Annotated in this window: 13 protein-coding genes; 6 read left to right on the top strand and 7 right to left on the bottom strand. The window is 55.1% G+C overall.

Annotation, left to right across the window (positions count from 1 at the left end):
• Positions 1 to 65: 65 nt before the first annotated feature.
• Together dkgA and yqhD are read right to left on the bottom strand one after the other, a co-directional pair.
• A complete protein-coding gene (gene dkgA / locus KGP22_RS19050) occupies positions 66 to 893 on the bottom strand; it encodes a 2,5-didehydrogluconate reductase DkgA (protein WP_021242117.1) in 828 nt (275 codons plus the stop codon).
• Positions 894 to 998: 105 nt separating this feature from the next.
• Positions 999 to 2,162 (bottom strand): alcohol dehydrogenase, encoded by a 1,164-nt coding sequence (gene yqhD / locus KGP22_RS19045; protein WP_223580507.1) that lies wholly within the window; start codon positions 2,160 to 2,162, stop codon positions 999 to 1,001.
• Positions 2,163 to 2,356: 194 nt separating this feature from the next.
• Here yqhD and KGP22_RS19040 point away from each other — a divergent pair, with 194 nt between their 5' ends.
• A complete protein-coding gene (locus KGP22_RS19040; RefSeq protein ID WP_223580505.1) occupies positions 2,357 to 3,256 on the top strand; it encodes an AraC family transcriptional regulator in 900 nt (299 codons plus the stop codon).
• A gap of 48 nt (positions 3,257 to 3,304) precedes the next feature.
• On the opposite strand, the gene yghB is transcribed toward KGP22_RS19040, so the two are convergent.
• Positions 3,305 to 3,964, bottom strand: a complete 660-nt coding sequence (gene yghB, locus KGP22_RS19035) for a DedA family general envelope maintenance protein YghB (protein WP_023309176.1) — start codon at positions 3,962 to 3,964, stop codon at positions 3,305 to 3,307.
• A gap of 143 nt (positions 3,965 to 4,107) precedes the next feature.
• Positions 4,108 to 5,295 (bottom strand): cystathionine beta-lyase, encoded by a 1,188-nt coding sequence (metC, locus tag KGP22_RS19030; RefSeq protein WP_111963270.1) that lies wholly within the window; start codon positions 5,293 to 5,295, stop codon positions 4,108 to 4,110.
• A 251-nt stretch (positions 5,296 to 5,546) separates the two neighbouring features.
• Between metC and exbB the strand changes: the two genes are divergently transcribed.
• Positions 5,547 to 6,278: a tol-pal system-associated acyl-CoA thioesterase gene (exbB, locus tag KGP22_RS19025; RefSeq protein WP_023333405.1), complete on the top strand. Its 732-nt coding sequence runs from the start codon at positions 5,547 to 5,549 to the stop codon at positions 6,276 to 6,278.
• Between the two features lie 4 nt (positions 6,279 to 6,282).
• Positions 6,283 to 6,708 (top strand): TonB system transport protein ExbD, encoded by a 426-nt coding sequence (gene exbD / locus KGP22_RS19020; RefSeq protein WP_023309173.1) that lies wholly within the window; start codon positions 6,283 to 6,285, stop codon positions 6,706 to 6,708.
• Positions 6,709 to 6,750: 42 nt separating this feature from the next.
• Here the strand turns inward: exbD and KGP22_RS19015 are convergent, their stop codons facing one another.
• Positions 6,751 to 7,200 (bottom strand): cytoplasmic protein, encoded by a 450-nt coding sequence (locus KGP22_RS19015; RefSeq protein WP_115876276.1) that lies wholly within the window; start codon positions 7,198 to 7,200, stop codon positions 6,751 to 6,753.
• A 1-nt stretch (position 7,201) separates the two neighbouring features.
• Positions 7,202 to 7,606, bottom strand: coding sequence for a hypothetical protein (locus tag KGP22_RS19010; RefSeq protein ID WP_032659974.1), 405 nt, complete (start codon positions 7,604 to 7,606; stop codon positions 7,202 to 7,204).
• A 103-nt stretch (positions 7,607 to 7,709) separates the two neighbouring features.
• Here KGP22_RS19010 and KGP22_RS19005 point away from each other — a divergent pair, with 103 nt between their 5' ends.
• Positions 7,710 to 8,213: an RNA helicase gene (locus KGP22_RS19005; protein WP_111963268.1), complete on the top strand. Its 504-nt coding sequence runs from the start codon at positions 7,710 to 7,712 to the stop codon at positions 8,211 to 8,213.
• 81 nt (positions 8,214 to 8,294) lie between these two features.
• The gene (locus KGP22_RS19000; RefSeq protein ID WP_008499805.1) at positions 8,295 to 8,783 is read left to right on the top strand and encodes a TIGR00645 family protein; all 489 of its coding nucleotides are present in this window, start codon (positions 8,295 to 8,297) and stop codon (positions 8,781 to 8,783) included.
• 64 nt (positions 8,784 to 8,847) lie between these two features.
• On the opposite strand, the gene KGP22_RS18995 is transcribed toward KGP22_RS19000, so the two are convergent.
• Positions 8,848 to 9,888, bottom strand: coding sequence for an aldo/keto reductase (locus KGP22_RS18995; RefSeq protein ID WP_111963267.1), 1,041 nt, complete (start codon positions 9,886 to 9,888; stop codon positions 8,848 to 8,850).
• Positions 9,889 to 10,119: 231 nt separating this feature from the next.
• Here KGP22_RS18995 and KGP22_RS18990 point away from each other — a divergent pair, with 231 nt between their 5' ends.
• Complete coding sequence (locus tag KGP22_RS18990; protein ID WP_045403971.1) at positions 10,120 to 11,667, top strand: methyl-accepting chemotaxis protein; 1,548 nt, start codon at positions 10,120 to 10,122, stop codon at positions 11,665 to 11,667.
• Positions 11,668 to 11,731 lie beyond the last annotated feature (64 nt).

Raw genomic sequence — 11,731 nt, 5'->3', positions numbered from 1 at the left:
CCGGGGTTTTTATATCGACACGTAGGCCGGGTAAGGCGAAGCCGCCACCCGGCTTTTTTACGCAATTACCCGCCAAACTGATCCGGGTCCGGCCCAAGCCGCTTGCCCTTATCCAGCTTCGCAATTTCCCCCAGCTCATCTTTGTCGAGACGGAAATCCCAGACGTCGAAGTTCTCGGCGATGCGCGATGGCGTGACCGATTTCGGGATCACCACCAGGCCGTTGTCCAGATGCCAGCGAATGACGATCTGCGCCGGGGTTTTGCCGTATTTATCCGCCAGGTCGCGGATAATTTTCTGGTCGAACACGCCTTCGCCACCCTGTGCCAGCGGGCTCCATGACTCGGTCTGGATTTTATGCGTGGCGTTCCAGGCGTGAAGCTGACGCTGCTGCAGCAGCGGGTGCAGTTCGATCTGGTTAATGACAGGCGCGACGCCCGTCTCGTCAATCAGCCGCTGCAGGTGATGAACCTGGAAGTTGCAGACGCCGATACTTTTCACCAGCCCCTCTTTCTGCAGTTCAATCATCCCTTTCCAGGCATCAACATAATGGTCGATAGCCGGAACCGGCCAGTGCATCAGATAAAGGTCGACGAAGTCGAGCTGGAGCTTCTCCAGGCTCTCCTGCAGGGCCTCGCGGGGACGTTTTTGATCGTCATTCCACAGTTTCGTGGTGATGAATAACTCATCGCGGGGGACACCGGCGCTGGCCAGTGCGGTCCCCACGCCGTCCTCGTTTTTGTACGCGGCGGCGGTGTCAATCGACCGATAGCCGACTTCCAGGGCTTTATGAATGGCGGAGACGACCTCGTCGTTACCGGCTTTCCATACACCTAGCCCCAGCTGGGGCATCACGTTGCCGTCCTGCAGCTTGATTACGGTTTGGTTTGCCATTTTTCCTCCTTCAGGTGCGCATCGTCGGAGGGAGACTCCGGCGATGGGGTGTGCATTAAGTCTGGACGAAATGTCAAAAAACGAAAGTCGGGGCGACAAAAACGCTTAGCGTGCCGCCTCGTAAATACGACGGCTGACGTCCAGCGTGATGTCGCCGTGCTCGCCCAGATGGGTCATGCCGTGCTCTTCGAGTTTCGCCAGCAGGGCAGGGATGGAGCTGCCGTCCAGCCCGTAGCCGGACAGACGCGTTGGCACGCCCAGACCTTCAAAGAAGCTGCGGGTCGCTTCGATGGCGGCATCAATGCGCGCGTCGTCAGAACCCTCGGTGATGTTCCACACGCGCTCAGCGTACTGCAGCAGTTTGGCGCGTTTGGTATCACGTTTTTCATTCCACAGGGCAGGCAGCACAACGGCCAGCGTCTGAGCATGATCCAGACCGTGCATCGCCGTCAGCTCGTGGCCCAGCATGTGGGTCGCCCAGTCCTGCGGCACGCCAGCGCCGATCAGGCCATTCAGCGCCTGTGTGGCGGCCCACATCACGTTGGCACGAACGTCGTAGTTTTCAGGCTCTTTCAGCGCTTTCGGACCTTCTTCAATCAGCGTCAGCAGAATGCCTTCCGCGAAGCGATCCTGAATTTTGGCATTCACCGGGTACGTGACGTACTGCTCAACGGTATGAACAAAGGCATCGACCACGCCGTTCGCCACCTGACGCGCAGGCAGGGTGTAGGTGTAAACCGGGTCCAGGATAGCGAACACAGGCTGGACGTGTTCGTTCATGAAGGCCTGTTTGTCGCCGGTAGTTTTACGGGAGATCACCGCGCCCTTGTTGGATTCAGAACCGGTGGCTGGCAGGGTCAACACGGAGCCCATCGGGATGGCGCTTTTAATGTCGCTGCCGCGGGTTTCCAGAATGTGCCACGGATCGATGCCTTCAGCGTAGTGCGCTGCCGCTGCGATGAATTTGGTGCCGTCCAGTACGGAGCCGCCGCCGACGGCCAGCAGGAAGGTGACGTTTTCTTCGCGGGCAATTTTCACCGCGTTCATCAGCGTTTCGTAAGACGGGTTTGGTTCGATACCGCAGAACTCACGCACGTCCAGACCGTCCAGCGCGCTATAAACCTGATCCAGTACGCCGGTTTTTTTCACGCTGCCGCCACCGTAGGTGATCAGTACGCGGGCGTCAGCAGGGATCTGCGCGCGCAGATCAGCGATAGCGTCTTTACCAAACAGAATGCGGGTTGGGGTGTGAAGATTAAAGTTGTTCATTGCTCGTTCCCTTTAGTGGGTGAAAAACCGTGGTACGCAGAGGGCGACCTGATGCTGCACATTGTGGCCGTCCGGGGCTATCCCCTCAATGCACATTCCTGCCGATGTCTTGCCCATTTCTACAGAGCGCTGGAGAAAGCGCGGAAAACGACGCACACTGTTAGCGTCAAAAACCGTACCCGGAGTAACGCAAGATGAACCGTGAGGCTATCTGCCAGCAGCTCACTGTGCAGATTAAGAGGTTGATAGATAATGATAATCGTGCCAGCGATCTGCTGCCGGATATTCGCCTGCTCTATGGCACGCAGCCGGGGACGCGCACGCCGGTCATGTACCAGCCGGGCATCGTTTTTCTCTTTTCAGGCCATAAAATTGGCTATATCAACGAGCGCGTGTTCCGCTACGACACCAATGAATATCTTCTCCTGACGGTACCTTTACCCTTTGAATGTGAAACCTTCGCGACAGAGGCGGTTCCGCTGGCGGGTATTCGCGTCAATGTCGACATCCTCCAGCTGCAGGAGCTGCTGATGGAGATTGGCGAAGATGAACTCTTCCGGCCTTCGATGGCCTCGAGCGGGATTAATTCGGCGACGCTGTCGGAGGAGATCCTCTGCGCCATTGAGCGTCTGCTGGACGTGATGGAGAGGCCGCTGGACGCGCGTATTCTGGGCAAGCAGATCGTCCGCGAAATTCTGTACCACGTGCTGCTGGGCCCGGGCGGCGGCGCGTTACTCGCTCTGGTGAGCCGACAGACCCACTTCAGCCTGATAAGCCGCGTGCTCAAGCGTATCGAAAGCCAGTACACGGAAAACCTCAGCGTCGACCAGCTGGCGGCGGAAGCCAATATGAGCGTCTCGGCGTTTCACCATAACTTTAAGTCGGTGACCAGCACCTCTCCGCTGCAGTACCTCAAAACCTACCGGCTGCATAAGGCGCGGATGCTGATGATCCACGACGGCATGAAGGCCAGCGCGGCGGCGATGCGGGTGGGCTATGAAAGTGCGTCGCAGTTCAGCCGGGAGTTTAAGCGCTATTTCGGCGTTACGCCGGGAGAAGATGCGTCACGTATCAGAACGATGCAGGGAGCCTGAGGGGAAACACAGGCCGGGTAAGCGACAGCGCCACCCGGCTTTGTTGAATTATGCGCTGCAGTACTTCTTCTTAATCACCACCGCGATGGTTCCCACCAGACCCGCCACCAGCAGGAACATCGGCAGCACCATCAGGAAGGTCATCACCTGATCTTCGTGGTGTTTCACGAAGGGGATCATATTCAGCGCATAGCCAAGCGTGGTGACTACACCCACCCACAGCAGGGCGCTCAGCCAGTTGAAGAACTGGAAGCGGCGGTTCGACAGACCGGAAATGCCCGCCATCGTCGGCAGAAGGGTGCGAACAAACGCCAGGAAACGCCCCGCCAGCAATGCCAGCAGGCCGTGACGATCGAACATGCAGGTCGCACGCTGATGATATTTATGCGGTAACTGCGCCAGCCAGCCTTTTACGACGCGGGTATTCCCGAGCCAGCGGCCCTGAAGATAGCTCAACCAGCAGCCCAGGCTGGCTGCGGAGGTGAGAATAACCATCGTTGGCGTGAAGTCCATGACGCCTTTCCCGATTAACGCCCCGGCAAGTAAAAGCAGGCTATCACCGGGTAAAAACGAGGCTGGCAGTAATCCATTTTCCAGAAACAGAGTTGCGAACATCACGAGGTAAACGATACCGACGACGTGAGGATCCGCCAGCGCGGCAAAGTCGTGTTGCCAGAGCGCCGCGATAATATCTTGAATAACAGCCATGGACTTTCCTGTGGAACAGCAGATATAGCGCTATTGTACTCCCTTATTCGCCCGTCGGGTTTGATCCCGGGCGCAACTCATGCAGACTTTTCTGCTTGCGGTGTCCACAAAAGCGTCCAGAGAGTACATTTTCAGCCAGCACTCTACACGATACGCTCGAACCCTGCTGCTAAATCGGCAATCAGATCGTCAACATTTTCTAAACCGATATGCAGTCGTATCAGGGTACCGCTGAAGTCTACTTCACCCCCGGGGCGAAGGGCCGCGATCTGTTCCGGCTGGTTAGCCAGGATCAGGGATTCAAAACCGCCCCAGGAGTAGGCCATGCTGAAAAGGGTAAAATTATCCAGATAGCTCGCCAGCTCGTCGTTATTCAGCCGCTTTTTCAGTACGAATGAGAACAACCCGCTGCTGCCCGTAAAGTCACGTTGCCAGAACTCATGGCCTTTACTGCCTGGTAACGCGGGATGATTTACGCGCTCAACCAGCGGATGCTGCGCCAGCCATTCTGCCACCTTCAGGCTGCTTTCATGGTGCTGACGCAGACGAACGCCCAGCGTGCGGATACCGCGGCTGGTCATGTAGGCCGTGTCGGCATCTACCATCTGGCCCATCAGGTACGCATTTTCACGCAGCTGATCCCAGCAGCGCGCGTTGGAGACCGCAGTACCAATCATGCCGTCAGAGTGGCCTATCAGGTATTTCGTTGCCGCCTGAATCGAAATATCAATGTCGAATTCCAGCGCTTTGAACAGCACGCCTGCCGCCCAGGTGTTGTCGATCATAACGATCGCCTCTGGCGCTTTGCTGCGTACGGCCTTCACGATAGCCGGCACGTCGTGAACTTCCATGGTGAGCGACCCCGGAGATTCCAGGAACACAATGCGCGTGTTTGGTTGAATAAGTTCGGCAATGCCTTCACCAATCAGCGGGTCGAACCAGCCGGTCGTTACCCCGAGCTTGCTGAGGATTTTGGTGCAGAAGTCCTGGCTGGGTTCATAGGCGGTGTTGGTCATCAGGATATGGTCGCCCTGTTCCACAAACGCCAGAATGGTGTTGGCGACCGCCGCCGCCCCGCACGGGAAGAGCGCACAGCCCGCGCCGCCTTCCAGCTCGCACATCGCTTCCTGCAGAGAAAAATGGGTTAGCGTGCCGCGACGGCCATAAAACAGCCCGCCTTTCGCGCGGTTACGCGTGGCGTTTTTTTTCTCCTCAACGGTGTCAAACACCAGCGAGGAGGCTCGTTGAATCACGCTGTTGACCGATCCCTGAGTATATTTTTTGCTGCGTCCTGCCTGTACCAGCGTGGTATCAAGATGCTTCTTTGTCATGTTCGCTAACCCTGTTTTTATGCGTCTGGACGTCCAGACTACCACGATTGGAAAAAACTGCACCCCGAGGCTTATCGAATAAGCAGAAAATATTAGCAAAAAACCGCATAAGAAATTTTTACTGCGTAAGCGCAAGGAAAGTGAGCGAAAATTACGGCACCATGCAAATACTAATGAGAACTACTATCAATTCGACGACGTTTTGATATTATTACGCTCAGATTTTGTGATTTGCGTCCTGGAGATACAGAGTGGGTAATAATTTGATGCAGACGGATCTCTCCGTATGGGGCATGTATCAGCATGCTGACATCGTGGTTAAGATTGTGATGATCGGCCTGATTCTGGCGTCCGTTGTCACCTGGGCTATCTTCTTCAGCAAAAGTGCCGAGTTGCTTTCGCAGAAGCGTCGCCTGAAGCGGGAACAGCAGCAGCTGGCTGAAGCCCGCTCTCTGGATCAGGCTTCAGATATGACCTCATCTTTCCACGCGAAAAGCCTGACTACCCTGCTCGTGAATGAAGCGCAGAACGAGCTGGAACTCTCCGCAGGCAGTGAAGATAACGAAGGCATCAAAGAGCGTACCGGTTTCCGCCTGGAGCGCCGCGTTGCGGCCGTTGGCCGACACATGGGGCGCGGCAATGGTTATCTGGCTACCATCGGCGCGATCTCACCGTTCATCGGTCTTTTCGGCACGGTCTGGGGCATCATGAATAGCTTTATCGGTATCGCGCAGACCCAAACTACCAACCTGGCGGTCGTGGCGCCGGGTATCGCAGAAGCGCTGCTGGCGACAGCAATCGGTCTGGTTGCCGCTATCCCGGCGGTGGTCATCTATAATATCTTCGCGCGTATGATTGGCAGCTATAAAGCGACTCTTGGAGACGTTGCCGCGCAGGTTCTGCTGCTGCAAAGTCGCGATCTCGATCTGAATGCCAGCTCGGTTAAGCCGGTGCATGCGGCGTCTAAACTGCGCGCAGGTTAATAGTATGGCGATGCGTCTAAACGAAAATCTGGACGATAACGGCGAAATGCATGAAATCAACGTGACGCCGTTTATCGACGTCATGCTGGTTCTGCTGATTATCTTCATGGTAGCTGCACCGCTGGCGACGGTGGATGTGAAGGTGAATCTGCCGGCATCTTCCAGCCAGCCCCAGCCGCGCCCGGAGAAGCCTATTTACCTGTCGGTGAAAGCGGATAAATCCATGTTCCTCGGGAACGACCCGGTGACGGCCGACTCAGTCATCCCGGCGCTGGAGCAGCTTACGGGCGGAAAGAAAGACACTACGGTCTTCTTCCGTGCGGATAAAACCGTTGATTATGAAACCATGATGAAGGTAATGGACACGCTGCATCAGGCGGGTTACCTGAAGATTGGACTGGTCGGCGAAGAAAAGGCGGCCTCGAAGTGATAAAGAAGCTGGCGAAAGCCGGCTTTTTTTATGCCTGTCGGTTTATGCGCTTTTGTTATTCGTTGGTGCGGCAGAAGGGGTTGCCAGCGCGTCCTCATCAAGCGCAACGCAGGTGACGTTTGAGGTACGGTACTCACCGTCTGAAAGCTTGCGCGTCAGGCGCAGGGTGGCGATTTCTCTGGCGAGCAGATACTGATAATTGGCCTCGAGGCGCCCCAGAAGCTTCTCTTTCAGCTCTGGCCGCTGTTCAATGATGGCATTCATCACGGCACCGTAAATTTCTTCTTTGACCTGCAGCGGATAAATTTCACGGCGATTCTGCCATTTAAGCCGAACCAGCGTCGCCGGGATCGATACCAGGTCTTGTGTAATGCGCGTCATCTCGTCATTTTTTGTGTTTCGTAGCGCGTCGAGATTTTGCTTTAAGATAAATTCATCACTTTTTTTATCATCTAAAGTCAAATAAACGTCGTTATTTTTAACTTCTTTCACGTTAATCTTCCCCCAGGCTATAAAAAATTGGGTTGTTTTTTTCGCGCGTAATTAAATTAAGCCAAATTTCATTGCCCGCTTCATTAATTTCTTCGGTTTTCTCGGCTATTATTTGACTTAGTTTCTGGGCATCTATTTCTCCCTCGGCCTGCAGGTCATTCAGCAGGTGGACAAAGGCTTCAATTTTTATAGCGCGAAATAAGCGGTCTTTTATATGACGATCGTGCTCTTCCAGCAACATATTTCGCGATTTGCCAGTTCGGGAAACACCAATTAATATATCGGGCTCGAAATCAGAGAGCTTTCTTTTCCCCTGAGTGAAACTGGCCTCTTTTTCTGCTTCCGTCGGTTGCTGTTCCACAGGCGTAATGTGGTACTTAGCCGGGACGAGATAGTCGGGCAGCATTTTTAATTTCCTTTAATTTCAACAGGGTGGGGTTGGTAAAGGCGTGAGATTCGTTGACAATATCATGAGGCAAATTTAAAATCAAAAAAAATGGAGCCTACCCATGAACAGCATCTTTTTTACGGTCATCACATTACTATTATTGACCGCTGGTGTGCTTTTATTGATGCAAGAGTTCAATAAAACGAAAGTGTCGAAAGACGCCAGTGAGCCCCCACAACCTGAACTGATGACAAAAGAGGAAGGTGAAGACCATTTCTCTGTATTGATGAACTCCGTTACGCCTGTCTGGTACTGGCGGGTGAACCACGAATATATCGACTTTTTACATGCGACAATTAAGCGCATGAAAATGTCGGAAATTAATGACACGCCCGGACTGTTTGAGGCGCAGCGTCGCTGTAGCGATCTGAATTCAGCAGTCTATAAATATTATGACAATATCAAAAAGCGCTGTCTTAACGGAGAAAAGGTATCTTATTCCGATCTGGACGTATTGAATTTGCGGCAGTGTTTTCGCGAGTTTAGTCTGGAAGCCTATCCTGAACTGGTGGCGCTTGTCTGGCCGGAGTACGCACGTCCGGAGGTTAATCCAGACAACGTCTGAGTGACGTACCGTTGAGTTATTGCAAACAGTCAGCGCCGTTGAGATATACTGGGCGCTGGTTTCTTTTGCAAACAGGACTCTATGGAACGCTTTTTTGAAAATGCCATGTACGCCTCTCGCTGGATACTGGCCCCCGTCTATTTTGGCCTTTCGCTGGCACTTATCGCGCTGACGATTAAGTTCTTTCAGGAAATCCTGCACGTTCTGCCGAATATCTTTTCCATTGCCGAAGCGGATTTGATTCTGGTTCTGCTCTCGCTGGTGGATATGACCCTGGTGGGTGGGCTGCTGGTGATGGTGATGTTCTCCGGCTACGAGAATTTCGTCTCCCAGCTTGATATCGACGAGCGTAAAGAGAAGCTCAGCTGGTTGGGCAAAATGGATGCCTCGTCGCTGAAGAATAAAGTGGCCGCGTCGATTGTGGCGATCTCTTCTATCCACCTGCTACGCGTATTTATGGACGCGAAGAACGTGCCGGATAACAAACTGATGTGGTACGTCATTATCCATCTGACGTTTGTGCTGTCCGCGTTTGTGATGGGGTATCTGGATAAGATCAGTAAGAAGTAAAGTACGCCTTACCCCCCACCCTACCCCTCTCCCCAAAGGGGAGAGGGGACTGCTCGGTGCGGCATTATTTATCAGACGACGCCTGCCACAGATTCAACTCCCCATCCGCAACATGCTGGTCAATCCGCTTGAGTTCGTCCTCCGTAAAGCGCAGGTTTTCCAGCGCCTGTACATTCTCTTCCAGCTGTTCCGGGCGGCTTGCGCCAATCAGCACGGACGTCACGCGCGCATCTTTCAGCAGCCAGCTTAGTGCCATCTGCGCCATGGTTTGTCCGCGCGCCTGCGCCATCTCATTCAGCAGGCGAAGGCTGCTCAGGTTGGCGTCGGTGAGCATCTTTTGCGTCAGGCCGCGCACTTTATTCCCTTCGCGCTGCATGCGTGATCCTTCAGGGATACCGTTCAGGTATTTCCCTGTCAGCAACCCCTGCGCCAGCGGGGTGAAGGCAATACAGCCCGTACCGTTTGCTTCCAGCGCATCCAGCAAGCCGGTCTTATCGACCCAGCGGTTAAGCAGGTTATAGGACGGCTGATGGATCAGCAGGGGGATCTTCCACTCGCGCAGCAGCTCGGCCATTTTTTGTGTGCGATCTGTCGAGTAGGAGGAAATCCCCACATACAGCGCTTTTCCGCTCTGCACGGCATGGGCCAGCGCGGATGCCGTCTCTTCCATCGGGGTGTTTTCATCCACGCGGTGGGAGTAGAAAATATCGACGTACTCGACGCCCAGACGCTTCAGGCTCTGGTCGAGGCTGGCGAGCAGATATTTGCGTGAACCGCCGGAACCGTACGGCCCAGGCCACATGTCATAACCCGCCTTGGTGGAGATAACCAGTTCGTCGCGGTATGCGGCAAAATCTTCCCGCAGCAGGCGGCCGAAATTCTCTTCCGCGCTACCCGGCGGTGGTCCGTAGTTATTGGCAAGATCGAAATGAGTGATGCCGAGGTCGAAGGCTTTTCGCAGCAGCGCGCGTTGGGCATCAAGAGGCTGGACGTGGCCGAAGCTATGCCACAGTCCCAGCGACAGCGCGGGCAGGCGCAGGCCACTTTTGCCGCAATAACGGTATTGCATATTCTCATAGCGGCCGGGGTAAGGGTGCCAGGACATGATGTCTCCTTTCTTATTGATGAAATTTTCGAAACAACGTTTTCATTCTGAACTTACCACATCACAAATTACATCACTAAGCTCGGGCCTGATGGTTAACAACTGCTGTGTGACCAGTGAAGCCACGCTAATTAAAAATGATCACAAAACGTTATAATTTCCCTCTTTCCTGCCGATAACGAGAGTAGTACTCGCCTCTGGGCGAACTCACCCTCACGGCAAGGAAGACTTATGAATATGCTCCGTAATTTCACGATCCGCTTCGTCATGCTGACGATTCTCGGGATCTTTTGTTTAATGTGGGCGGGTGTTGGCTTGTACAGCACCTGGTCCCTTTCTCGCGTTTCAGACGGCAACGAAGTCGATCGCCAGCTGGTTAAACAGATGACGGTACTCAGCCAGGGTAACGATCAATATTTCCGCTTTGTGACCCGTCTGAGCCGCGCAATGGAAGTCAAAGCCGCAGGCGGCACGCCGGATCTGTCCTCTGCCCAACAGGCGCTGGATAACATGGGCAAGAAACTGGCCGAGATGAAGGCGATCTCCCCAGGCCCGATGGATGAGCAGATCTCTTCCAGGGTGATTGGCACCTGGCAGGCGCTGCTTGAACAGGGCGTAACGCCGCAAATGCAGCAGGCGAAGCAGGGGGCTCTGGAGGGGTATCGCCAGCAGGCCAACAACGTCACGCCGCCGCTGAGCCGCGCGTTTGGTGCGGCCGCTGAGGAGTTCAACAATGCCGCCGCGAAGTCGCTCGACAGCACCCGCGTGGTGGTGGACGGCCTGACAAGCATGACCCGCACGGTGATAATCGTTGCCACGATTATCGGCCTGCTGATCCTGCTCTTCACCGACCGTTACCTGGTGGCGATGCTGGTCAAACCGCTGGATCGCATTCGCCAGCAGTTCCGCCAGATTGCCCAGGGCGATCTCAGCCAGCCCATTGAGCCGTTTGGCCGCAACTGCGTGGGCCAGCTGGTGCCGCTGCTGAGCGCCATGCAGGACAGCCTGCGCGAAGCGGTCAGCACGATCCGCTCCGGCAGTGAAAATATCTGGCGCGGCGCGACGGAAATCTCCAGCGGTAACAACGATCTCTCTTCCCGTACCGAAGAGCAGGCGGCTGCGCTGGAAGAGACGGCAGCCAGCATGGAACAGCTGACCGCCACGGTGAAACTGAATGCGGAAAGCGCGCGTCAGGCCAGCCAGCTGGCCGATGTGGCCTCAACTACCGCCAGCCGCGGCGGCTCGCTGGTGGAAGAGGTGGTGACCACCATGAGCGGTATTTCGGAAAGCTCGAAGAAAATCGCTGAAATCACTAACGTTATCAACAGCATTGCCTTCCAGACCAATATTCTGGCGCTCAATGCGGCGGTTGAAGCGGCGCGCGCGGGTGAACAGGGGCGTGGTTTCGCGGTAGTGGCAGGTGAAGTTCGCAACCTGGCAAGCCGCAGCGCCAACGCGGCAAAAGAGATTGAAGGGCTGATTACCGACTCCGTTTCCCGCGTAGAGCAGGGGGCGCAGCTGGTGAGCGACACCGGCACCACCATGGATGCGATTCTGCGGGACGTGACGGAAGTGACGACCATTATGAAGCAAATCGCTTCCGCCTCTGAGGAGCAAAGCAAGGGCATTTCGCAGGTCGGGATTGCCATTACCCAGATGGACGGCGTTACCCAGCAAAACGCCTCGCTGGTTGAAGAAGTTTCCGCGGCGGCGGCGGCGCTGGAGCGTCAGACCGAAGAGCTTCAGCGCTCGGTGCAAAAGTTCCGCCTGACGGCATAACGCAACGTTTCAAGGCCGCCGGATGCGGCCTTGTATTATTAACGCCTTCCCCATTCAGCTCGCG

The sequence above is a fragment of the Enterobacter sp. JBIWA005 genome, assembly GCF_019968805.1.
GTDB classification, from domain to species: Bacteria; Pseudomonadota; Gammaproteobacteria; order Enterobacterales; family Enterobacteriaceae; genus Enterobacter; species Enterobacter vonholyi.
The sequence above is the reverse complement of the archived record's forward strand: the minus strand, read 5'-3'. Positions and strand labels throughout refer to the sequence as shown.